This window comes from Paenibacillus sp. FSL R7-0272 (assembly GCF_037969905.1).
GTDB lineage: Bacteria > Bacillota > Bacilli > Paenibacillales > Paenibacillaceae > Paenibacillus > Paenibacillus polysaccharolyticus.
On the sequence record NZ_CP150221.1, the window covers coordinates 2,850,689 to 2,874,960 of the forward strand.

Consider the following 24,272-nt stretch of genomic DNA (forward strand, 5'->3'; position numbering starts at 1 on the left):
ACTTATGGCTTAAAACAACTTAAAGGTTGTTTTGTCTGAAAGCGCCAATCTGCTATGATAAAACTACGGATCAAGCACGATTGGAGGGAGAACATGGACTGTATTGCCATACTTCCTTATTACAGAGTACAACGAGAGATGACTGGCCTTTCGCAGGAGATTGAGAGGAATGCCCGTACCATGACCCTTTATTCGGATCGAATCGTGACCAAGTACAGGGAGTTCAGGATTACGGAAGTATTTGATATGTCTTTTCGCCGGATGGGGGATGCAGGTGGTTTTTTCTATCTGCATACGAGCACAGGAGTATATCCCTATATGGTAGAGATAGATCCTAGGCCGTTTATCCAGACATTCCACCAAGTGGCGATTGCTCGAATCAAATGATTGACCTTGCCGCCACGTAAAGCCTTACGATGGATGGGTAGTAATTATATCCAATCCAGAGGAGTGTATCTCATGAGTATTTTGATTCAACAAGTAACTATTCTAACGATGCAAGAAGCCGAAGCACCTTTCACGGGGGATATACGGATTGAAGGAAATCAGATTGTGCAGATCGCGAGTCATATCATGCCTCAACCTGAGGATGAGGTGATTGATGGTCGAAATAAACTGGCGATGCCCGGTCTTGTGAATGCCCACCAGCATTCGCCAATGAGTCTGCTTCGAGGTTTTTCCGACGATCTGAAGTTGATGGACTGGCTGGAGCGCAAGATGTTGCCTGCCGAAGCACGAATGACACCTGAAGATATTTATTGGGGAGCTAAATTGGGCATTGCAGAGATGATTCGTTCAGGAACAACGGCTTTTGCCGATATGTACATTCATATGAATGAGATCGCTGAAGCAGTCACGGAAACAGGCATACGTGCATCGCTGACTCGTGGTATGGTTTTTATGGAGGATGATGGAGGACGCAGGCTGCAGGAAGCGATCGATCTGGTGCAACGCTGGTCAGGGAAAGCAAATGGTCGAATCACAACGATGTATGGACCGCATTCTCCTTATACTTGTCCGATGGAACCGTTACGTGAAGTCGTTGCAATGGCTGTTCAGGACGAGATTCCACTGCACATTCATCTGGCGGAAACGAAGGAAGAAGTAGAGAAGATTCGTAGCCGCTATGAGATGACACCCACGGAATATTTGGAGGAATCAGGTATGTTCGAGCGGGCGCATGTGCTACTGGCTCACGGAGTACATCTGAACCCTCAAGACATCAGCAGGCTGAAGGGCATGCGCGGCGGTGTCGCCCATAATCCGGTGAGCAACCTGAAACTCGGTTGTGGCATTGCTCCAGTAGAGGCGATGATATTCGAGGGAATCACGGTAGGAATCGGGACAGATGGAGCAGGGAGCGCAACAACACTGGATATGTTCGAAGAAATCAAGGCTGCATGCTGGCTGCAAAAGCTGGACTACGGTGATCCAACCCGGCTTCCAGCACGTCAAGTACTTGATATGGCAACCCGTGGGAGTGCAAAATTGTTATCATTGCAAAATGAAGTGGGGATGCTTGCACCTGGATACAAAGCGGATCTCATTCTGATTGACCTTGCCAAACCTCACCTGCAGCCCATTCATGATGTAGAGTCGCTGTTGGCCTATAGCGTGAATGGGGCGGATGTGCACACCACCATTGTAGATGGGCAGATCCTGATGCAGGACAGAAAGTTGCTTACCATAGATGAGGATGAGTTATATCGGGAAGTAAACACTCGCGCGAAGCGAATTGTGGAAGGCGTTTAAAAATATTATGTTTTCGTTTAATCGATTAATTCAAAAGGCAATCTCTAATTTCATCTTAGAAAGTGCTGTATTTCTCCCCATATTTTATGGGCTTCCACAGCGTTTTGTGCTGGTGCGACATACCGGGAGTTATTTTTTGCATGAATGATATATAATGTATTGAATTTATCGTCAGCCCACTGAATCATATAATAATCGTCGAGATCAGTTCGGTTTTCATTTGCAATAATGGGGAAATATCGATCACCATTCATTTTTTTCTTCATTTTAGCTATGAAACGATCCGGCCTTTCAGGTTCAAAAACATCATATACTTTGTCGTCAATAAGCATTTTTCCTTTAAAGGTAGTAGGTCTGAAAAAATCCCGATAACCTTTCGTAGTTATTTGAATCTCGATTGTTTCTCCATCTAATGTACTAGCTATGTATTTTTGCTCAATGTCATAAGGTAATTTATAGATTAATAGCAATATAAAAAAAAGACTGACAACACCAACAATTAAGGCAATTAATTTCTTGATAATATGACCGCCTTTCTATGAGTGAGTAACGTAAATGATCTATCCTAAGAACAATTCTGTTTACATGTTCATAGTCATTGAAATATCAAAAATAAAAATAACTGTGGGCACTGTAATTTGGTATGCTGATACAAATTATAACATGTAATATACTGGAAAATAAATCATTTATCAGTATATACAAGTGGGGTTATTCGCGTTTATGATAAACTCAAAATAGAAACTTGCGGATATTTAAAAATATTTTTTTCGAAAATTCAATCGAAAATGGAAATTTTTTGATGATTAAAACGCTATGGGAGCTTATCCTATGGCGTTTTTTGTCGAATATTAACTGGTAATAGTTCTATTGACCTGTTCAGAATCCGTTCAGAATAGGTCGTTATACTTGCTATGTATCTATATTAAAAATCAGATAAACACGAGGAGGAACATGAATTGAAGGGGAAAAATAAACACAATAAATTAAAGCCGATCATGAAAAAAAGCATGTTGGCCGCACTTAGTCTTGGTATTGCCTTGCCTGTAGCCGGTTCACTTCCTCACGCTCTGGCGGGAGCACTTGAGCCGACCAACATTAACATTTCACGCCCAGTACTTAATGATGATATTTATTGGCTAAGCCATTCGTCCGAGCAAGTGGATGCACTACCTATTATGCCTTCTACCCCAATCGGAGTTGATAATAATACGATCATTATTGATTTGAGTACTCATTTTCCTTCTGAGAAGTTCATTCAACTCGGTGCGATTTCAGAGAATACGAATGTAGCTCGCACTTATGTAACTAACGACAATAAACTTATTGTTGTTCCTTATCGTAGCGGCAAGATCAACATTCAATTGCAGGCTAAAAATGCACTATCCCCAGAAGGGGAAATGATTAGAGACAATATAGAGCTCTACATCAGCAAAAAAGGAGATCTAAACGGTGACGACAAAGTTGATTCTGCGGATGCAGTTCAACTATACAATTACCTTCGTAACATGGTAACCCGTCGTGGCTTCTCTTTTGTAGAGATGAACCAAGCAGATGTAGATCGAAACGGTGAACCTGAATTGGCAGATATGAATGCTTTGCTAAGTGGTTACGCTAACCAATCTCTTGGAGCTAAAGATAATAGCTATGTATTAACTTTCAAGCAAGTCGATGACGCTCCATATGTGTTGAATGGCAAGTTAAATGGGGATTTGAAAGTGGGCGCTACGTTAACAAGTAACACCGAATTCTTTGACCCTGACGGCGATAGACTTAGAACGATGCACTATCAATGGTATCGGGGCTCCGAAGCAAGTGGAGAAGGTAAAACAGAAATCATAGGAGCTACTGATGCAGTATATAAGATTACTGATGCCGAGCAAGAGAAATATCTCTTTTTACAGATTACACCTGAATCTTATTCATCTGATCGTCCTCAAGGAAAACCGGTAGTCCTTCGTAGTGAGTCAACTGTTGCGGTAAAACAGGAGGATATCGTAAGTCTTTCGCCATCGAATGGTTCTACGGAAGTTAGAATCGATGAACCTTTAGTCATTACGTATCGTCAAAATGTTAGAGTAAATAATTACAGCAATTCCAGTATTGTCATTAAGAATCTGACAGCTGACGAGGTGGAGGCTTCCTACATGATTAGTGATGGAGGTAATTTCTATATAATGGGCAATAAAGTATATATCAGAAACAACGGTTTGAGATATGGAGCTAATTATTCCATTGAAATCCCGAATGATGCCTTCATAGCTGCGGATCCGGATGATAATGCTTATATGCAAGGGACTGTCGTAGAACAAAATGGTGTTCAATGGACATTTACAACACGGATACCACAATAATTTAAAATTCTAGCTTGCTCAAAAATGATATCTACCCATTATTGATTCAGACATGGAGGTTATACCATGTTTCAACTGAAAAAGAAACGTATTAAAATGAGAAAAACAATGTCAGGTCTGATTATGTTGACATTATTTTCGTCACTTGTTTTGCCGGGCTCCGCAGGAGCTACACCTTCTCAATCATCACAAGTGGAATTGGCGAATGTCAGTGTACAGGCAGGTCAAACCGTTCATGTGCCTGTTGTTATGAAAGCGACGGAACTTCCGATCAAAGCTTATAATATGCAAGTTGATTATGATACAACAGCGTTGGAGATTGTACGAATCACTCCAAGAACGATCAATACAATCACTTCATCCCCAGAATTAAATACTCCATCCGATTTCCAGTACGTTATTAATAACGAGGAAGGATGGGTGCGGATTATCTGGATGGATCTTAGTGAAGTTGAGCATTGGATCGATACAGGTGACCAGATGTTCGATATCGAATTTAAAGCTAAATCCACTGCTACTCCAGGACAAAAACAGCTCAAAGTGAATCAGGATGACTCAGAACACTTCCATTTCGAAAATGTAGACTATGGTGCTAATGCCCAATTGTCTGGAGGAACCATTACCATTACAGCAGCTAGCTCAGGCGGTAACTCCAGTACGCCTTCAACGGGTTCATCAGGTGGAGGGGGAGCGGCACCATCTCCTGCACCATCTGTGCCAACCACATCTTCCACTCCAGCGCCAACTAAAGGTGTAGACATTTACGTGAATGGACAGAAGCAGGAGCAGTCTGCAACGGCATCAATCTCCACGATTGATAATAAAGTGACTACAACGATTCAAGTGGATAACAACAAAGTGATCAATCAAGTGGGGAACGGACTTCGTACTCTGTTACTTCCGGTTACAGGCACAGGTACTAATTCGGTTGTCGGTGAACTGAATGGTAGACTCGTGAAGACGATGGAAGGAAGCAATGCACAAGTTGTAATTCAAACGGATACGGGAACGTATACCCTTCCAGCCAGTCAAATCAAAGTAGATCAGGTGGTCAGACAGCTTGGCGGCTCAGCACCTTTGGAAGATGTTAAGTTCCAGATCGCGATTACACCAAGTAATGATGCAAAGAAAGCAGCGATTGCAGCGGCAGCAAGCAAAATGAATAATACAACGGTTATTGCGGCTCCGGTTGATTTTGAAGTGAAAGCTGTTTACAAAGGTCAACAGGTGGATGTAAATCGCTTCAATGCTTATGTAGAGCGCACGATCACCTTGCCTAAAGACACCGACGGCTCCAAAATCACCACAGGTGTTGTGCTTCAAGCGGACGGTACAATGCTACATGTGCCAACCAAAGTAATCAAAGGAACAACAAATGATGCTGCGGTGATTAACAGCTTGACAAACAGTACGTATGCGTTGATTTACCACCCGGCAACGTTCTCAGATATTTCCAATCACTGGAGTCGCACGGATGTTGAGGATCTGGCTTCCCGTCTCGTTGTAGAAGGTGCAGGAGATAACACATTTGCACCGGATCGCAGCATTACGCGTGCAGAGTTCACAGCCGTATTACTCAGAGGTCTTGGTCTGCATACTCCTGAAAGTGCAGTTACGACAACATTTACAGACGTGAAGTCAGACAGCTGGTATGAAAATGAAGTGCAAACCGCCATTTCCTACGGATTGATCTCCGGTTACACGGACAACAGTTTCCGTCCGAACGAGGAAATATCCCGTGCTGAAGCGATGACCATCGTTGCGCGTGCCATGAAATTGGTAGACTTGGCTAAAGCGGATGCTTCCGAGACGGCGAATCTGCTTGGTGCGTATAGTGACGGTAGCAAAGTCCAAGCATGGGCTGCAGAGCCTGTAGCTTCAGCGATTAAGCAAGGTTTGGTTCAAGGGGCTGACGGGAAATTGATGGCAGACGCAGACATTAGCCGTGCTCAGACAGCAGCTATTGTGAAACGTTTGCTGGCAAAAGCCGGATTGATCTAATTTATTTTCAAATGATTGTTCATTAAAATGTAATCCTAACAACAATAGAACACCTGCCTCTCGTTTAACGTTATCGTTGAATGAAAGACAGGTGTTTTTTATTTCAAACGAAAGCTTTGTTTAGCGGCGGATCATTTGATAAAATAGAAGGGACGCCTCAGCACACTTTTTAATAGAAAAAGCATCTCACGCGTCTATGTGAATATATGAACAAAATCTATATCGTTTGAACATTTTATTTACACAGTAACGGAGAGGACAGAAAAAACCTGGAAAAGCGAAGCTAAAAGCTTTCTGTAAGAAAGCTACTTCGGAAGCATACCCTTCGCATTTATCACCGGATTTTTCCTTAGAAAAAGGGAATCAAAAAAATCTGGGGATAACAGCGATTGAAAGGTTATTCTGTCATCGGAGTGCTCCGTGTAAAGACCTTAAGTTCAACATAATCTAGCGATTTTATTATACACAGAATGGAGCCATCCGATGAAATATCGCAATATGGAAGATTGTATTAACGATCTGGAGCAGCATGGTCATCTGATCAGGGTTAAGGAAGAGGTTGATCCGAATCTGGAGATGGCTGCGATTCACATGAAGGTGCATGAGGCTAAGGGCCCGGCGCTGTTATTTGAAAATGTAAAAGGTTCCAAGTTCAAAGCCGTGTCGAATCTGTTCGGCACCGTTGAACGCAGTAAGTTCATGTTCCGCGAGACACTGGAAGGTGTACAGCGCGTTATGGATGTGCGGGATGACCCTATGAAGGCTCTCAAGACACCACTTAAGCATGTTCGCACAGGACTTGCCGCTTGGCAGGCATTGCCGAAGCAAAAATCCATCAGCCTTCCGGTATCGGCGCAGGAGATTCAGATTTCCGATCTGCCGCTCATCAAACACTGGCCGATGGATGGAGGAGCGTTTGTCACATTGCCTCAAGTGTATTCGGAAGACCCGGACAAACCGGGCATTATGAATTCCAATCTGGGCATGTATCGTGTGCAGCTGAGTGGTAACGACTACGAGATGAATAAAGAGATTGGATTACATTATCAAATTCACCGTGGAATCGGAATCCATCAAGCCAAAGCGGTGAAAAAAGGCGAACCGCTGAAAGTTAGCATTTTCATCGGCGGCCCACCAGCTCATACGTTATCAGCAGTCATGCCGCTGCCAGAAGGATTAAGTGAGATGACCTTTGCGGGCCTGCTTGCCGGACGCCGCTTCAGATATAGCTACAAGGATGGGTACTGCATTAGCAATGACGCGGATTTTGTCATTACGGGGGAGATTTATCCTGGCGAGACCAAGCCGGAAGGTCCTTTTGGGGACCATTTGGGTTACTATAGCCTGACTCACGAATTCCCGCTTATGCGTGTTCATAAAGTATATGCTAAACCAAACGCGATCTGGCCATTTACGGTTGTAGGGCGTCCGCCGCAAGAAGATACGGCATTTGGCGATCTTATTCATGAAATTACGGGAGATGCCATCAAACAGGAAATTCCGGGTGTGAAAGAAGTGCATGCTGTGGATGCTGCAGGGGTGCATCCTTTGTTATTCGCCATCGGCAGTGAGCGTTATACGCCTTATACCGATGTGAAGCAACCAACCGAATTGTTGACGATTGCCAATCGAATTTTAGGAACAGGCCAACTCAGCTTGGCGAAGTATCTGTTTATTACGGCGGAGGATCAGCAATCACTGGATACGCATAAAGAAGTTGAATTTTTGACTTATATTTTGGAACGGATGGATCTGCAAAGGGATATTCATTTTCATACGCATACTACGATTGATACACTCGACTACTCAGGTACGGGGCTCAACAGTGGTAGCAAGGTGGTTATGGCGGCATACGGCGACAAGATTCGTGAATTGTGCAAAGAAGTGCCGGAATCGTTGAAGAACATTCGCGGTTACGACAATCCGCAACTGATCATGCCGGGCATGGTTTCCATCCAGACATCTGCCTTCACTACGTATGAAGATACTGCGCGGGAGATGAGAGAGTTCACAGATCTGCTGCAAGAGCGTGGGGGACTGGATTCATGCCCGTTGATTATCGTGTGTGATGACAGCTCGTTCACGAGTGCAAACCTCAGTAACTTCTTATGGGCTACGTTTACGCGCAGCAACCCTTCACATGACATGTACGGAGTGAACAGCAGTTATAATCACAAGCACTGGGGCTGTGACCAGCTGATTATTGATGCGCGGGTGAAACCACATCAGGCGCCGCCGCTTATTCCTGATGCATCGGTGGAGAAGAGCATTGAACGTTTTTTCGTAAAAGATGCAAGTCTGGAATCCATTAAACTTTAAGTCGCATTGTAATGAATTGCTCATGAATCAGGAGTCCAAACCATGTGTTAGGGCTCCTTTTTCATTACGTTGGTTTCGTTTCATTCGCTTGGAAACACGTGAAAAAGTTATTAAATCTCGCATACACGAAATTAAAACCGGGATAATACCTTATTGCCTATGAGGATAAAGTCTTAGACGTTCATTTTTGTCCATATGATTAAGGTCGTTTGGACTATGTTGAAAATGTTGGATTCAAACGATATAAGATGTATAAGTATGTCTCGGCCCCGATCATTCGGGGTTGTTAACTATAATCATTTGTTCAGGGGGAGTTCCGATTGAGAATCCATATTATGAACCTGCAAGACGGGGACCGTCTGACAGCGGATACGTTTAGTGACGCAGGACTGCACATTCTCGGAAAGGGGACTGTCATTCGAAGCGAGGATATTACCTTGCTTATGCAACATCGGGTAGATTACGTAGACATTGAATTGCGTGAAGAAGGAATTACCGAAGCAGAGTTTTTCGCAGCTTCGATGAAACACGCATCAGAATCCAGAAGTAACAGCAGTTCTAGCGGGACGAGCACTGGTGAACAACCTCCTGAAGAAGAGATGAAGTCTCAATTCCTTCAGACTGTACATAATTATCAGAATGCATTTCTGGAAGCGCTGACGGTAGGCAAGTTTAATGCAACGATGGTAGATGATGCCCTGCAACCTATGGTGGATGGACTTGATGAGCAAAAGGACGTTGTACATCTCCTGATGATGCTGGAACGCGATGACGTTAACAACTACACCCATTCCATACAGGTAGGTCTATTATCCTTCTATATTGCGAGCTGGCTAGGATATTCTCAGGAAGAATGTTACAAAATCAGCCGGGGCGGGTACTTGCACGATATCGGCAAGTGTAAGGTTTCACTTCGAATTCGAAACAAAACAGAACCGTTGACGGCAGAAGAGCAACTCGAATTGCAGCGTCATACGATCTATGGACATGAAATCATTAAGAACTCTATGACAGATGAAGCTACGGCTCTGGTCGCTTTACAGCATCATGAGCGTGAAGATGGATCAGGGTATCCAATGCAACTTGGAAAAGGTGAGATTCATCCGTATACTCAGATTGTGTCTGTAGCTGATATCTACATTGGTATGCGGACCGGTAAACATGGAGCGAGCAATCCGAACCTGATTAACAATCTCAGAGATATCTATGGCATGGGATTTGGTAAATTGAATGAAAAGGCGGTTCAAGCGTTAATGCAGCATTTGCTGCCTAACTTTATCGGTAAACAAGTACTTCTCAGCAATGGTGAGAAAGGTGTTATTGTTATGAACAATGCGTCCGATATTTTCAAACCGCTGATTAAAGTGGAATCCGAACAGTATCGTGATCTGTCCAAAGAGCGCACTCTTTCCATTAACGAATTGCTGATTTAAGCGGTAAAAAAGAAAACAGGCAAAACGAGCTTCTTATCATTGGATGAGAAGCTCGTTTTATTAATGAAACAATCTCAACCATTGCTATCAATCACGCCTCGCTGAAACGAACCGTTCCGAAAGACGATCCACGATCCATACCACCAAAGCCGTGATACTGACGCCCGCACCTAACAAACATACTCCCCTCCAGCCTGACCAGGCGTACACTTGTGTAGAAATAATGGAACCAACAGCGCTGCCGATAGAATAGAAGATCATATACGATGCAGTTAATCGGCTCTGAGCTTCCGGACGGACTTGATAAATCAGACTTTGATTGGTCACATGTACAGCTTGCACGGCAAGATCAAGCAGGATCACACCCACAACCAGAAACCATAATGAAGTATGTAACAGGCTGGTAGGAATCCAGGACAACACTAAAATGATGAGAGAAATGCCGGTTGTTTTCTGTCCAGAACCATGATCGGCCAGTTTGCCTGCTTTGGCGGCAGCAAGTGCTCCAGCAAGGCCTGCAAAGCCAAAAGCGCCTATAGCAGCGTGGGATAACGATATTGGGGATGCACTGAGTGGTAACACAATGGCAGTCCACAATATGCTGAAGGCCATAAAAATCAACATGGCTAGTAACCCTCGGATACGAAGTACATGTAACTCTTTATATAGTCGCAGGGTGGAAGCAAGCAGTTGCAAGTAGCCAAGCTTGGATTGTTTGAACGATCCTTGAGGGAGCATACGCCCCAGCACAAATACACTAATCAGAGTGAGACTGGCTGAAAATAAATATACAGATCTCCAGCCCAACCAGTCGTTCATCAAACCGGCCACAGATCGCGCAAGCAAGATGCCGATGACAATTCCGCTGGTTACCCGGCCTACGATGCTCCCTCGCTGGGAGTCGGCTGACAAATGAGCCGCATAAGCAACAAAGGTTTGTGTGATAACGGCTAATAACCCAACCATTGCAATAGCTGAGAATAAAATGGATGATGAAGCAGAAGTTCCTACAACGATTAGAGCGGATGCGGATAAAATCATCTGGATCAGGATCAGTTTTCGGCGGTTGACGAGGTCTCCCAGTGGAACAAGCAGTAAGAGGCCAAGCGCGTAACAAATCTGAGTAATGGTAATCACGAGACCAATGGTTGCAGTAGATAGATGAAATTCGAGTGCGATGGAATCCAATAAGGGTTGCGCATAGTAAATATTCGCTACGGATAGACCGCTACACACAGCAAATACCCATGCTAATGCTCCTGTCATGCTCTGTTTTGTAGAAGATTCCTTGTTTACTTTTTGAATAGAATGTTGCATTTGTGTCGCATTCCTTTCTTGTTTTCTATTTTGTACTGTTTGGTATATTATTGATGGGATTAACCATATATTTTATCTTTCTGAATGTCAATAGGGCTCCTGATTAGAAAAAGAGGAAATGGTTATTAATTGACTGAGATGCTATGTTTATTGTGGGGGAGGGAGGATTGATGATTTAAATACATTTTGACATTTCGAATCACTGCGTTAGTATATAACTATACTGTTCGATAAATAATGGAGGGGTATTGTGGTTAGAAAACGAGAGTTTAACACAGAAGAAGCACTGGATGCTGCTATGCATGTATTTTGGCTTAAAGGGTTCGAGGCAACCTCACTAACGGATTTAACAACGGCAATGGGGATTCAGCGTCCCAGTTTGTATGCAGCTTTCGGAGATAAAATGGAGCTGTTTGAACATGTGCTTCGTAGATACACCAATTCACATGCCGCGCAGATCAGAGCTATGCTAGGGCATGGGGAGTCCGTCAGAGAAGCTTTTCGCGCTGTTTTTGACTGGATTACATCTGGGAAGAAGAAAGTTAATGCCAGTCACGGTTGTTTTTGTATCAACACCATGGTTGAACTGGCTCCCCATGATCCCAAATTTGCTGTGTTAACACGTGAGCATCAGATGTATCTGGCGGTTATTTTCAGAGAAACACTCGAAAAAGGTCAACAGAATGGAGAGTTACCAGAGGAGTTAAACGCCGGACTTGTGGCACAAAGTTTAGTTGTTTCGATGATTGGGTTAACTGTGCTAATGAAGGCGGCACCGGATCGTTCGTTCATCGAGCAAAGCATTGAGGCAACGCTATCTGTATTGAATAACAGCGATCATAGAAACGAGCCTCTTATTTTAAAATAAGAAGCTCGTTTTTTGAATGGATACGGCGATAATTGTGTACAGATCCGTTTATCCTCATTTTTAGGAATGGGCATTGTTTATCGGGTTTGACGAGCGAATCATAGCTACACTGGACTCGCGGACAATCAACCGCGGTTCGAACTGGATATGTTCGTAATCCGAAGTACTCATCTCACGTATCCGTTTAAGCAACAACTCCGTTGCGAGCCGAGCGACCTCCTCACCCATGATGGAGACGGAACTGATCTGGGGCGACGACACCGTTGTCCATTGATTATTATCCACGCCCACCACAGCAACATCCTCGGGTACCCGTACGCCGAGCTCTTTAAAGCGGTTCACAAGTCCGATGGCAACCATATCATTGATTGCATAGACTGCATCCGGCATATGGGTCAAACCATAGAAGTAATCCGCTGCACTTGCTCCCGTAGCAAGTGAGAAGTCCTCACCGAAGTAAACGAGGGAAATATCCACATGTCCGACAGCCTGCTCGTAAGCACGATAACGCTCCTCGATAATATCTTTGGGGGCTCCGGCATAAGCAATCCGGGTTCTTCCGATCTTAAACAGATGCTCCATAACCAGTTTTCCCTCAGGTTGCGATAAGGAGACGATGTCTGCTTGAATGCCAGGTTCCAATTTTTTTCCGTAGTTAATAATCGAGATGGGAAGAGGCGCTTTGTCAATGAGTCCGGGCAGTGTTTTTGGATAGGCAAGTGGCATGAAAATAAGACCATCAACGTGTAATTTCTTCACATTACGTATCGTTTCAAGTTCTGTTCTGGCATTGCCAGCTGTGTTAATCTGCACAACATGGTACCCGTGCTGCTTCGCGGTCTGCTCAACGGACCAGGAGATTTCGGGAATGATGGCGTTGCGGATATCCGGAACAACAAGTGCAATCTGATGCGTTTGCCTGATTTTGAGACTCTGTGCAGAAGTGTTGGGCACAAATCCTAAATCTTCTATGGCACGCATAACCTTTTCTCGTGTTGCACTACTGATTCCATCCGAATTGTTAATAGCCCGCGATACGGTAGCAATCCCTACACCAGCGCGCTCAGCGACATCCTTAATCGTGATTTTCTGCTCTTTACTCACTTTATCATTGACCTCACTTCATCGGAAACGATTCCGTATTTTAGGCTTATGTATGTATTGCAAAGTATGCATATAACTTGATTATACCATTGCAACATTATAGTATCCCGTAAACAAACAGAAATGGATGTAAATTTATGCATCTTTATGTTTAATTTTCTAATTTATGATTAAAAACAAACGAAATCTTAGACTGATCATCGCGTTTATTTTCTTTATCAGCATAAAATTACAGATTAATCGACGAATTTACTCACGAGATCGACATATTTATGGAGAAAGAGGTTTGACAGGTTATCTCTAATGTGACATATTTAATTTACGGAAACGTTTCCGATATTATATGAATTAATCATTTGGGAGATGAATGAAATGAAAGCATTGCGTTGGCATGGTGTCAAAGATCTTCGTCTGGAACATATTTCTGAACCTCAGATTGAACAGGGTAAAGTGAAAATAAAAGTGGAATGGTGCGGGATTTGTGGTAGCGATCTACATGAATACACAGCTGGACCGATTTTTATACCAGCTCAGGCTCCACATCCGCTAACAGGGGAAAAAGCACCTGTGGTTATGGGACATGAGTTTTCTGGACAAGTGGTTGAAGTGGGCGAAGGGGTGACTCGTTTTCAGGCAGGTGATCGTGTGGTTGTAGAGCCCATTTATGCATGCGGTCATTGCGAAGCTTGTAAACAGGGCAGATACAATTTATGTGACAAGATGGGATTTCTAGGTCTGGCCGGGGGCGGAGGGGGATTCTCCGAGTATGTAACAGCAGATGAGAAGATGGTTCATGCCATTCCTGATTCCATCTCCTATGAGCAAGGTGCTCTGGTTGAACCTTCTGCAGTAGCTCTGCACGCTGTACGCCAGAGTAAACTGAACGTCGGGGATACGGCAGCGGTATTTGGTGCAGGGCCGATTGGACTACTGGTGATTGAAGCGCTCAAGGCATCCGGAGCATCGGATATTTATGTTGTGGAACTGTCGCCGGAGCGTAAAGCAAAAGCGAAAGAACTGGGTGCAATTGTGATTGATCCGACCGAGGTTCAAGTGGTTGAAGAGATTCACCAGCGTACGCAAGGGGGAGTCGATGTAGCCTACGAAGTAACAGGTGTGCCTCGTGTGCTGCAACAAGCGATTGACTCAACGCGTATTGGTGGCGAACTGATGATTGTAAGCATTTTTGAACAAGAAGCGCCAATGCAGCCGAACTCCATTGTGATGAAAGAGCGCACAGTAAACGGAATCATCGGTTATCGCGATGTGTTCCCGGCTGTCATCCGTTTGATGGAGAAAGGATTTTTCCCGGCCGACAAGCTGGTGACCAAACGAATTGTGCTGGATGAGGTTGTAGAACACGGTTTTGAAGCGTTGCTTAAAGAAAAAAATCAGGTGAAAATTTTGGTTAAAGCAGAATAGTTCTTGAATTCTTATAGTAGACCTCTTATCCACGGATACGAGCGTCTACTTTTTTTGCTGAAAAGGGCGAAATTTGTTGCAGTGTACGCACCTTTTACATACTATAAAAAGATACAATTTGTATCTTTTTTGAACGTATGAAAAGTGATTATGTTGAAGGAGGATGCGGATATGCAAAGGAAAGTAACCTGGGCAGCAATTGGGCTGGCTCTTGTCGCCGGAGCAGGCTGGATGCTGATGGGAAACGCCAAACCCAAGACGAACACTCCGGCCATAAGACCTGTGGCTACAGAGCGTGGGGGTGTGCAAGTGTCAAATGCCCCGATTCAATCCGTTGATGTGACAAGCAAACTGGAATTGTTAGGGAGGGCTTTTAACAAATCGCCTTATGCCAACAACGTATGGGACATGCAACAATACAACGGTAAAATCTATCTGGGTCATGGAAATAGCAGCAATACGGGGCCTGCACAAAATGCGGGGCCGATCCCTGTCGTGTACTATGATGCAACGAATGCCGAGTTTCAGACACAGGCGGTGACAAACAGTAATCCGAGCATTATACCCTCAACAAAAATGTACGTGGATGAAGAGCAGATTGATCTCTATAAGGTGTTAAATGGAAAACTGTATATCCCTGGTCATGATTCCGATGGTGAAAGCTGGGACTTTGGAAACTTTTACCGCTTGGACGAAGGGACGTGGACCAAATATCGCAATCTGCCCAAGGGCGTTCATGTCTATGATCTCGCATATTATCAAGGCAAGCTGTTTGCTGCACTTGGCACAGAAACCAAACCAACCGTCTTAATCTCACATAATGATGGGCAAAGTTGGCAGCAGTTTGCAACAATCAACACATTTGGCTTTAGAGCATATACGCTATTCGAAATCCAGGGGAAATTGTATGCCTCCGGAATGATGTACCCCGCCAATAAAATATGGAATGACAAAACGAATATACTGGAGATTAATGAACGTTTGGAAAAGAGAGACGTAGCTATCTACGGTAACAAAATGTTACCCGGGTTGACCTATCAACAAGGTACAGTTCCGTACAATAAAATCGGTAAAAATATTAATTTTAACAATAAGCTGGTGTATATTGCTGGTGGTGTCTTCAATGATAGTCAACTGTTGCCTAAGTCATTGAATGTGATGACGGATATCAATCAGGCGAGACGTGTCAGTCTGGCAGATGCGAATGCGTTACCAACAGACTTGCTTGTGCGTGATGATAAAGTTTATGTGTTAACGTATACGCGCAAGCAGGCCAATGTCTACGTGAGCAGGGTCTATCAAACCAATGATCTGACAACATGGAATGAAATTTTGCGCTTTACACAGGACACTTATGCCAAGTCATTTGAGGAGCTTGATGGTGATTTTTATTTTGGATTGGGTACAGACCCGGACGTCCTATCGCCCTCATCTGGAAAAATATTACGAGTGAATCGAGTGGATATTCCTGTGAATTCAAATTAAAATATAAGGAAGATTATGGATTATATACTATGCTGCATCCACATTGTTGGTGACCCGGCGATGTGCTGATGATATTCATCGTGCAGAACAATCTGCAGCACCCGAGTCAACGGACAGCGGCTCTTCCGAAGCTGTTCTTTTTTTTGTGGTTCAGTTTCGTGTGAGAAATTTGTTTGAAAATAAAAATAAGAATCTATAAAATGGATAAAGAGAAATATTCATGACAGTCCACAGGCGTATGACCACTGCTTGATGTATCCAAAGCATGTCACATCTCAAGGTAAGTGCGAAATGTAAACTTTCCATTGCAAAGGAGACTAAATCATGAACGTACCTTCATCATTGTTTAAACCGTTCACATCTGACAAACTTACCTTGCCCAATCGAATTGTTATGGCACCGATGACGCGGGGATTTTCACCGAGCGGTGTGCCAGGGCCCGATGTGGCTGACTATTACCGCCTTAGAGCGGCTGGCGGCGTGGGACTTATTATTACAGAAGGCACAGGGATCAACCATCCATCCTCAGTAAGTGGTGAGAACATTCCACTTTTTTATGGAGAAGAAGCGCTGCAAGGATGGGCGAATGTGGTCAAGGCTGTTCACGATGCCGGCGGGAAAATAATGCCTCAGCTCTGGCATGTTGGCACTGCACGGCGCTCTGGAGATTTACCTAATGCAGAGGCTCACCCGGTTAGTCCGTCCGGAATAAGCATGGCTGGTGAAGCGGCTTACGAACCATTAACGGAAGAGGAGATCCAAGAGCTTATACAAGCCTATGCAGAAGCAGCGGCTGATGCGAAACGTATCGGTTTTGATGGAATTGAGTTACATGGTGCGCATGGATATTTAATTGATCAATTTTTCTGGGCGCAGACGAATCGCAGATCTGACAAGTATGGCGGAGATTTAGTACGCCGGACACAGTTTGCAGTCGAAGTGATCGAAGCTTGCCGTGCTGCAGTAGGACCTGATTTTCCAATTGTTCTTCGCTTCTCGCAATGGAAAATGGGCAGTTACGAGGCAAAACTGGTCGAATCGCCAGAGGAGCTGAAACAGTTTTTGGAACCGCTCAGTGCAGCGGGGGTAGATATTTTCCATTGTTCCACACGTCGTTTCTGGCTTCCGGAGTTTGAAGGTTCTGATCTCAATCTTGCCGGCTGGACCCAGAAAATAACGGGTAAACCCGCGATTTCGGTTGGTTCAGTAGGTCTAGAGGCAGAGTTTGTTGAACGTGGCAGTGAAAAGCAAGAAACGGGAGATGCTCATCTTGACTTGCTGGATGATAAGATGAAGAATGGGGAATTCGATCTAATTGCACTTGGACGTGTGCTACTAAGTGATCCCGAATGGCCGCTTAAAGTGCAAGAGGGACATAATGCCGATATCATTCCTTTTACAAGTGAAGTATTATCCAAATTGCACTGAGAATTTCATTATATGAAAAATTCAAAATAGTAATACTTAACATGTGATTACATCCATAACAACGGGATAAAAAGGTGTTTAAAATCAACAGCAGAGCCGCCGCAAGGCGGTTTTTTTATTCCCGATTTTATTTTTCCAATAACCATCCTCTTAAACAAAGAACTTAATACCCACCATTCTCAAAAAATAAATATTTCATCATATGAAAAATTCACAATAGAAAGCGGAAATCCGCATATACCCAGAACACATCCACAACGTATACTCCCGCCCAATGTTAAAGCAGCTATTCATGCCATATCCAAGTACAAGAAGCAAGAATACTTTTCACATCTAAGACCTATTTTGAAAATCATTTACCTTATGGTAAGGTTAGCCTGAACGAATTCCAAAATTTTCAGAACCGATAAGACATAAGGAGGAAGAACATCCTTGAACATGAATAGAAACCTGCGTTTGAAGCGGAATTTCAGATTTGTGCTGGTGCTGTCTGTGATTGCAACTCTGAGCCTTGTACTGGCCGCATGCGGACAAGCTCCAAAGCCTTCAACTGCAACAGGTAACAATAATGGAACAGCAGCGAGCCAAAATCAATCACCGTCTGGGAATAACGCCGCTGCACCTCAAGATGAAGTACATGAAGAACCTCAGGATGAAACACAGGAAGAGATTGATCCGGTAAAGGAACAGCTTCAGCAACTAACGCTGGAGGAAAAAGTAGGCCAGATGATTCTTGCTGGTGTGCAAGGAACAGCGTTGGATGAACAGGCGAAACGAATGATTGCTGACCAGAAGATCGGCGGCATTATTTTTTATGCCAACAACGTAACAACGCTTCAGGGAACGGCCGCATTTGTGCAATCGATTAAAGAGGCGAATCAGCAAAACCCGGTTCCCATTCTAATGAGTGTGGATCAAGAGGGCGGTAAGGTAAGCCGCATGCCAGAGGCGGTTGAGTCGATCCCGTCCAATCGAAAAGTAGGCAAAACCAATGATACCAAGCTTGCTGAGAAGATGGGCGCATTGCTGGCGAGACAGATCAAGCTTGCCGGTTTTAATGTTGATTTTGCACCCGTGCTGGATATTAACAGTAATCCCAAAAATCCAGTCATTGGAGATCGTTCCTTCGGCACTACTGCTGACCTGGTTACACGTATGGGGATCGCCGAGATGAAAGGACTTCGTAGTGAAGGGGTCATCCCGGTGGTGAAACATTTTCCAGGCCACGGTGATACTTCCGTCGATTCTCATCTGGACTTGCCTGTGGTGAACAAATCGGAGAAACAGCTTGCAGAGCTGGAGTGGATTCCGTTTCAGGCGGCGGTGAAACAACAGGCCGAGGCGGTAATGGTTGCCCATATTTTGTTTCCCAAGCTGGACCCGAATTACCCGGCATCCCTATCAAAAGTGATCATAGGGAATCATCTGCGCGGAAAGTTCAAGTATGACGGTGTAGTGATCACTGATGATCTGAGCATGGGGGCGATCTCGAAAAACTACCCATTGAACAAGGCTGCAATCGCAACGGTTCAGGCCGGAAGTGATATTTTGCTGGTGGCTCATAGTTATGAAAGTGCGAAAACGATCTTTGATACTTTAATTAGCGCAGTGAAGTCAGGCAAAATCAAGGAGTCTCGTATTGACGAGAGTGTGTATCGTATTCTTGCATTGAAACAGCATTTCAAGTTGTCTGACGACCAAAAGGCTACTGGAGATGTGAAGCAGTTAAACGCAGATATTCGAAGCTGGCGCAAGCAAGTCGATGCCCGCTGATCTATCCTGTGTTATGATTTGGCTATAAATAGAGAGACATTTGCCATCATAACAGGTTAGAGGAGAGAGCTTTTCATGTATACCATTATGATTATTGAAGATGATCCCAAGATTGCGGGACTGCTGAAATCACATATCGAGCGTTATGGGGACCGAGCTGTATCCGTTGAGGATTTTGAGAATGTGACGGAACAATTCAAACAGCTTCAGCCTCATGTTGTATTACTGGATATCAACTTGCCGAGCTATGACGGGTTTTACTGGTGCAGGCAGATCCGAACGATATCGACATGTCCGATCCTGTTTATTTCCGCGAGAAGTGGCAAGATGGATCAGGTTATGGCACTGGAGAACGGGGCTGATGATTATATTACCAAGCCGTTTGAACATGAGATTGTTATGGCTAAAATACGTAGTCAGTTGCGCCGGGTGTATGGAGATTATGCTGCCCGAGATGAAGAACGTAAGGTCGAACTGAACGGACTCGTGGTGTACTTGGAAAGGCTTGAGATTGAACTCGGCGATCAGAAAGTGCAACTCACCAAAAAGGAAACGATTTTACTGGAAACGCTGATGCGTCGCAGTCCCAAGCTGGTCAGTCGGGAAACCATTTTGGAGAAGTTATGGGATGACTCGTTTGTGGATGATAATACCCTTAGCGTTAATATTACCCGGGTACGCAAACGTCTTGCCGAACTAGGCATTACAGATGCGCTGGAAACGGTGAGAGGCTCCGGATACAGGCTGATTAATAACTGGAAAGCGGCATCATCGTTATGAAGTTGTTTATTCGAGAACATATCGCTCTGACGTGCTGGGTGTTTGCGATGATGTTTACCGTGGTCGCTGTATTTTGGTACGATGGATACGATCATTGGAAGACGGCGCTATATGCCGTAGGGCTGGGCTTGTTTTTGTATGTCGGTTATCTGGTGTATCGTTACATGTCACATCGAGCCTTTTACACCCGTATGACACAGCCCGTGAATTCGCTGAATGAATTGGTAGCATTACATGAAACGGCGCCGTTATCAGCCTCTTTGGAAAAACTGCTGGATTCCCAGTACGGCCAATATCACGCACATCTGAGCCGGCTCGAACAAAAGCAACAGGAATATCTTACGTTTATGAACCAATGGGTACATCAGATGAAAACACCGTTATCGGTCATTGAGCTGACCGTGGAAGAAGAAGAGGACGATGATGCTCGTTTTCGCAGTATTCGTGAGGAAGCAGATCAGATGCGACGTGGATTGGAAACGGTCCTATATGTCGCAAGGCTGGATACCTTCGAGCAGGACTTCAGCGTGGAACCGGTTGAACTGCGAGCGGTAGGTGAAGAAGCGATTCATGAGTTGAAACGATTTTTCATTCGTAACCATGTGTATCCCGAGATGCAGATTGATGCTTCGCTGGTGGTGCAATCTGATGCAAAGTGGGTTCGATTTGTGCTAGTACAGCTGTTATCCAATGCCATCAAGTATGCTGCAGGCAGTGGACAGAAAGTGCATCTTCGCGCCTACGAAGCGGAGCAGAACGTCATACTGGAAGTTCAGGATCATGGGATTGGCATACCCAAATCAGACCTGAACCGGGTGTTTAGACCCTTTTTCACTGGGGAGAACGGAAGGCATTTTAAGGAATCTACTGGCATGGGGCTTTACATCTCAAAAGAAGTGCTGACACGTATGAATCATCAGATTGAGCTTGAATCGGTATATGGGGAAGGAACGACAGTCCGAATTACCTTTTCGGTTTGAACGCAAGATAATGAATAATTAGACCTGATTTTATATATGAAGTTGAATATGAATTACATGTGAAATAACGACGCCTTTTGCCGTGCTGGGAGGAAGGCGTCTTTTTCTTGCGATTTCTGAGGGGGACGGAACCTTACAATATTGTCATGTTGGTGAAAGGTTAACCCATAGGAGAATGAGTGAAGTTTCGGGTAGACTGTAGTCAGAAGGTTAGCGAAGAAGATAAGTACTTAGAAGTTAAAATTAGACGTTAATCGTTAAAGGAGTTGTACGTATGGAGATATGTTCTGTCAAACAGATCAGTAAAATTTATAAAGGGATTGTATCCTATGAAGCCTTGTCAGGGATTGATCTTAGTATCCAAGAGGGAGAGTTTGTGGGTATTATGGGGCCGTCCGGTAGTGGCAAAACAACATTGCTGAACATGATTTCAACCATTGATCATCCGACATCAGGAGAATTGCGAATTGCGGGTCAGAATCCATTTGATCTGGGAGCAGATCAGCTGGCTTTGTTCCGGCGTAGAGAATTAGGCTTTGTCTTTCAATCCTTCAACCTGCTTAACACACTGACGGTGAAGGAAAATATCGTGCTCCCATTAACACTAGACGGTATTTCCGTTCGGGAGATGAATGCGCGAGTTGTGGAGCTTGCTAACAAATTAGGCATTGAAGGCATTTTAAACAAACGCACGTATGAAATATCGGGCGGACAGGCACAGCGGACAGCGATCGCTCGAGCGTTAATCCATTCTCCCAAGCTGATTCTGGCGGATGAGCCGACGGGAAATCTGGATTCCAAGGCTGCCAAGGATGTGATGGAGATTCTTGAACAGCGCAATCGAGAGGATCAGGCGACGATGTTGCTCGTAACCCACGATGCTGTGGCAGCTAGTTACTGTAGCCGAGTGGTCTTCATTAAGGATGGTCAATTATATAACGAAATTCATTACGGTGATAACCGCGCGGCCTTCTATCAAAAGATTATAAACGTATTATCCCTGATGGGAGGCTCTGGACATGAATTTTCGCCAGTTCGCCATTAATAACGTTGTTCGAAACAAACGAATTTATTTAGCTCATTTTCTAAGCAGTACGTTCTCGGTTATGATCTTTTTTATCTATGCGTTGCTGCTGTTCCACCCGGATTTACAAGATGGTTTGAAAGGTTCTTCCCAGACGGTGACGGTGCTTGCGAACCAAGGCCTGATGATTGCTGAAATCATCATTTTCATATTCTCTTTCCTGTTTCTGCTGTATTCGGTCGGTTCATTTCTGAAGACTCGGAAGAAGGAGTTTGGTATCTTCCTGATCATCGGCATGACTCGAAAACAGATGAACCGACTTTTATTTATGGAAAATATGTGTATCGGCTTAGCCTCCATCGTGGCAGGTATCGGACTTGGACTCATATTTGGTAAATTGGTTTTGCTTATTTGTGGTTCCATGCTTGCGGTGGAGAACAGTCTGAGATTTTACTTTCCACTCAAAGGAATTCTGCTGACAGCCGGAGCGTTTCTGGTGCTTTTTGTAGTCATTGCTCTGTCATCCTCATTGCTTATTCGTAAGGGAACGTTGATTGAGCTCGTGAAGTCAGAGGAAAAACCAAAGCCTGAGCCTAAGGCATCACCGCTGCTTTCACTACTCTCGGTTGTGTTGATTGGTGGAGGGTATACAGGTGTATTTATTTTCGCGTGGGGATCATATATTTTCCCTTTATTGTTTGGCAGTGTGCTCAGCGTAATTGCAGGTACGTATCTTCTGTTCACGCAGCTGAGTGTATATGTCATTCGGGCATTGAAAAAGAAAGAAGGATTGTTTTACCGCAAGACCAATCTGCTCTTTCTGTCCGAGCTTACCTATCGCATGAAAGATAACGCCGTGATGTTTTTTATGGTCAGTGTTATCTCGGCTTCTGCGTTTACGGGCATTGGCAGCATGCTGACTTTAGGTGACCCAAGGCTGTCTTCCATGACGAATCCATATGCTTTTACGTATACAAATTCAGGCTTTACGGATTCTGCGGTCGTTGATCGTCAGATCCAAAAAATTGAAGAGACGCTGGTTAATCGCGAAGTTCCATATGTAAAAGGTAGTTACCAGCCTCTCTATGAGAACAATAACAACTACATCATCAAACTGAGTTCATATAACCGTCTTGCCAAAGCACTTGGTTATGAAGAACGGGTGCTGGATCGCAATGATCTGGCGTTTAATACAGCACCCAATATTACTGCACGCAATAAACTGTTAGATACGAAAAAGGACAGTTACCCATACTCCGCTGACTTGTATGTTGGTGAACAGCAGCATTTACAAATGCAGATGTTGCCACCGGCAACCGATATCGTGATTCCGATGGAGGGTGAGGCGGGCGTCTACGTTGTTTCTGATGACCTGTATTCCAAGATTCGAGAAGCATACATTGCAGAGATTAAGATGGATGTTGATTTTTACTCCGATCAGACGACATTTTTTGTGGTAAAAGACTGGATGTCGACACGCAGTTTTGCTTCGGAATTGCTGGATACTATTGAAAAAGACCGTCCGGAGAAGGGATATGTTCAGTTCACTTCTCTTGTCGTAGACTGGCTGAATAACAAACAAACCAATGGCATCATTCTCATCGTAAGTGGATTGATCGGTATTGTGTTTTTCACCTTCGCGGCGAGCTTCACCTATTTCAGGCTGTATGCAGATCTGGAGCGAGATGAGGCACAGTATCGCATGATTGGTAAAATGGGGCTTAGCCGCCCGGAGCTACGCAAAATTGTAACAAGACAGCTCGTGCTGATGTTTTTCCTGCCGCTTCTCGTGGCTTTGATTCACAGTACAGTTGCATTTACGGCGCTGTATCAGATGGTTCAGTTTTCGATTCTAGATCATAGCCTTGGCGTATTTATGGTGTTTGTCACGATGCAACTTATCTTCTTTGCCATAGTACGCTGGCGCTATCTGCGTCATATGTATTCGAAGCTCGTGTAAATTAGCAGTGCACCTTATACATTTCACTGCATTTTATCAGCCTTGGCCTGTAGGTCAGGGTTTTCTTTTTTAGTTAAGAAAGATTTAAGATAGAGGAATTAGCAGGAATGAAGGGATTTGATATATAGTAAATATTAATATATAGAGAAAAGAATAATTCAAAGCTGAAGAACGGCGATAAATCTATTGTTTAAAGGTAATGCATTTGTCCGGTTCAGCATTGCACTGGCCCTGATTTTGGTTAATATCTATTTATTATCCTGTGTGAGCAC

Annotated in this window: 18 protein-coding genes; 15 read left to right on the plus strand and 3 right to left on the minus strand. The window is 44.2% G+C overall.

From position 1 onward, the window contains the following. Positions 1-93: 93 nt before the first annotated feature. Both MKY23_RS12755 and MKY23_RS12760 read left to right on the plus strand, forming a co-directional pair. Entirely contained in the window at positions 94-387 is a 294-nt protein-coding gene (locus tag MKY23_RS12755) for a hypothetical protein (RefSeq protein WP_154958754.1), read from the plus strand. A 72-nt stretch (positions 388-459) separates the two neighbouring features. Then, positions 460-1,752 carry an amidohydrolase gene (locus MKY23_RS12760; RefSeq protein WP_339838536.1) on the plus strand — a complete coding sequence of 431 codons (1,293 nt, stop codon included), beginning with the start codon at positions 460-462 and terminating at the stop codon, positions 1,750-1,752. A gap of 50 nt (positions 1,753-1,802) precedes the next feature. Here the strand turns inward: MKY23_RS12760 and MKY23_RS12765 are convergent, their stop codons facing one another. Beyond that, positions 1,803-2,222 carry a hypothetical protein gene (locus tag MKY23_RS12765; RefSeq protein WP_339838539.1) on the minus strand — a complete coding sequence of 140 codons (420 nt, stop codon included), beginning with the start codon at positions 2,220-2,222 and terminating at the stop codon, positions 1,803-1,805. Between the two features lie 489 nt (positions 2,223-2,711). On the opposite strand from MKY23_RS12765, the gene MKY23_RS12770 reads away from it, so the two are divergent. The 4 genes from MKY23_RS12770 to MKY23_RS12785 all read left to right on the plus strand — a co-directional run bounded on the left by MKY23_RS12770 (position 2,712) and on the right by MKY23_RS12785 (position 9,859). Next, positions 2,712-4,106: an Ig-like domain-containing protein gene (locus MKY23_RS12770; RefSeq protein ID WP_221791156.1), complete on the plus strand. Its 1,395-nt coding sequence runs from the start codon at positions 2,712-2,714 to the stop codon at positions 4,104-4,106. Between the two features lie 66 nt (positions 4,107-4,172). Next, a complete protein-coding gene (locus MKY23_RS12775; RefSeq protein ID WP_339838542.1) occupies positions 4,173-6,107 on the plus strand; it encodes an S-layer homology domain-containing protein in 1,935 nt (644 codons plus the stop codon). Positions 6,108-6,590: 483 nt separating this feature from the next. Beyond that, complete coding sequence (locus MKY23_RS12780) at positions 6,591-8,426, plus strand: UbiD family decarboxylase (protein ID WP_339838545.1); 1,836 nt, start codon at positions 6,591-6,593, stop codon at positions 8,424-8,426. 320 nt (positions 8,427-8,746) lie between these two features. Beyond that, positions 8,747-9,859, plus strand: coding sequence for an HD domain-containing phosphohydrolase (locus tag MKY23_RS12785; RefSeq protein WP_090923975.1), 1,113 nt, complete (start codon positions 8,747-8,749; stop codon positions 9,857-9,859). Positions 9,860-9,946: 87 nt separating this feature from the next. Here the strand turns inward: MKY23_RS12785 and MKY23_RS12790 are convergent, their stop codons facing one another. Beyond that, on the minus strand, positions 9,947-11,176 hold the full coding sequence (locus tag MKY23_RS12790) for an MFS transporter (protein WP_339838550.1): 1,230 nt from the start codon (positions 11,174-11,176) through the stop codon (positions 9,947-9,949). Positions 11,177-11,426: 250 nt separating this feature from the next. Here MKY23_RS12790 and MKY23_RS12795 point away from each other — a divergent pair, with 250 nt between their 5' ends. Beyond that, on the plus strand, positions 11,427-12,044 hold the full coding sequence (locus MKY23_RS12795) for a TetR/AcrR family transcriptional regulator (protein WP_154889483.1): 618 nt from the start codon (positions 11,427-11,429) through the stop codon (positions 12,042-12,044). A 60-nt stretch (positions 12,045-12,104) separates the two neighbouring features. Here the strand turns inward: MKY23_RS12795 and MKY23_RS12800 are convergent, their stop codons facing one another. Beyond that, positions 12,105-13,148, minus strand: coding sequence for a LacI family DNA-binding transcriptional regulator (locus tag MKY23_RS12800; RefSeq protein WP_090923978.1), 1,044 nt, complete (start codon positions 13,146-13,148; stop codon positions 12,105-12,107). Positions 13,149-13,520: 372 nt separating this feature from the next. Here MKY23_RS12800 and MKY23_RS12805 point away from each other — a divergent pair, with 372 nt between their 5' ends. The 8 genes from MKY23_RS12805 (at position 13,521) to MKY23_RS12840 (ending at position 24,000) form a co-directional block, all read left to right on the plus strand. Continuing rightward, on the plus strand, positions 13,521-14,570 hold the full coding sequence (locus MKY23_RS12805) for a 2,3-butanediol dehydrogenase (RefSeq protein ID WP_154889481.1): 1,050 nt from the start codon (positions 13,521-13,523) through the stop codon (positions 14,568-14,570). 171 nt (positions 14,571-14,741) lie between these two features. Beyond that, positions 14,742-16,055, plus strand: coding sequence for a hypothetical protein (locus MKY23_RS12810; protein WP_090923980.1), 1,314 nt, complete (start codon positions 14,742-14,744; stop codon positions 16,053-16,055). Between the two features lie 324 nt (positions 16,056-16,379). Beyond that, on the plus strand, positions 16,380-17,483 hold the full coding sequence (locus MKY23_RS12815) for an NADH:flavin oxidoreductase (RefSeq protein WP_221791176.1): 1,104 nt from the start codon (positions 16,380-16,382) through the stop codon (positions 17,481-17,483). Between the two features lie 438 nt (positions 17,484-17,921). Next, positions 17,922-19,256, plus strand: a complete 1,335-nt coding sequence (gene nagZ, locus MKY23_RS12820; protein WP_339839403.1) for a beta-N-acetylhexosaminidase — start codon at positions 17,922-17,924, stop codon at positions 19,254-19,256. Positions 19,257-19,331: 75 nt separating this feature from the next. Then, positions 19,332-20,036 carry a response regulator transcription factor gene (locus MKY23_RS12825; protein ID WP_154958744.1) on the plus strand — a complete coding sequence of 235 codons (705 nt, stop codon included), beginning with the start codon at positions 19,332-19,334 and terminating at the stop codon, positions 20,034-20,036. Beyond that, the gene (locus MKY23_RS12830; RefSeq protein ID WP_221791180.1) at positions 20,033-21,016 is read left to right on the plus strand and encodes a sensor histidine kinase; all 984 of its coding nucleotides are present in this window, start codon (positions 20,033-20,035) and stop codon (positions 21,014-21,016) included. Before MKY23_RS12825 ends, MKY23_RS12830 begins: the two co-directional genes overlap by 4 nt. Positions 21,017-21,290: 274 nt before the next feature. Continuing rightward, positions 21,291-22,061: an ABC transporter ATP-binding protein gene (locus MKY23_RS12835; protein ID WP_090923984.1), complete on the plus strand. Its 771-nt coding sequence runs from the start codon at positions 21,291-21,293 to the stop codon at positions 22,059-22,061. Then, a complete protein-coding gene (locus MKY23_RS12840; protein ID WP_339838557.1) occupies positions 22,036-24,000 on the plus strand; it encodes an ABC transporter permease in 1,965 nt (654 codons plus the stop codon). Before MKY23_RS12835 ends, MKY23_RS12840 begins: the two co-directional genes overlap by 26 nt. Positions 24,001-24,272: the final 272 nt, after the last annotated feature.

Excerpts from the sequence above, each read along its gene's own strand:
- MKY23_RS12775 (WP_339838542.1), top strand. The coding sequence starts at position 4,173 with ATGTTTCAACTGAAAAAGAAACGTATTAAAATGAGAAAAACAATGTCA.
- MKY23_RS12810 (WP_090923980.1), top strand. The coding sequence starts at position 14,742 with ATGCAAAGGAAAGTAACCTGGGCAGCAATTGGGCTGGCTCTTGTCGCC.
- MKY23_RS12835 (WP_090923984.1), top strand. The coding sequence starts at position 21,291 with ATGGAGATATGTTCTGTCAAACAGATCAGTAAAATTTATAAAGGGATT.
- MKY23_RS12805 (WP_154889481.1), top strand. The coding sequence starts at position 13,521 with ATGAAAGCATTGCGTTGGCATGGTGTCAAAGATCTTCGTCTGGAACAT.
- MKY23_RS12790 (WP_339838550.1), bottom strand. The coding sequence starts at position 11,176 with ATGCAACATTCTATTCAAAAAGTAAACAAGGAATCTTCTACAAAACAG.
- MKY23_RS12760 (WP_339838536.1), top strand. The coding sequence starts at position 460 with ATGAGTATTTTGATTCAACAAGTAACTATTCTAACGATGCAAGAAGCC.
- MKY23_RS12755 (WP_154958754.1), top strand. The coding sequence starts at position 94 with ATGGACTGTATTGCCATACTTCCTTATTACAGAGTACAACGAGAGATG.
- MKY23_RS12815 (WP_221791176.1), top strand. The coding sequence starts at position 16,380 with ATGAACGTACCTTCATCATTGTTTAAACCGTTCACATCTGACAAACTT.
- MKY23_RS12840 (WP_339838557.1), top strand. The coding sequence starts at position 22,036 with ATGAATTTTCGCCAGTTCGCCATTAATAACGTTGTTCGAAACAAACGA.
- MKY23_RS12825 (WP_154958744.1), top strand. The coding sequence starts at position 19,332 with ATGTATACCATTATGATTATTGAAGATGATCCCAAGATTGCGGGACTG.
- MKY23_RS12830 (WP_221791180.1), top strand. The coding sequence starts at position 20,033 with ATGAAGTTGTTTATTCGAGAACATATCGCTCTGACGTGCTGGGTGTTT.
- MKY23_RS12780 (WP_339838545.1), top strand. The coding sequence starts at position 6,591 with ATGAAATATCGCAATATGGAAGATTGTATTAACGATCTGGAGCAGCAT.
- nagZ (WP_339839403.1), top strand. The coding sequence starts at position 17,922 with ATGAATAGAAACCTGCGTTTGAAGCGGAATTTCAGATTTGTGCTGGTG.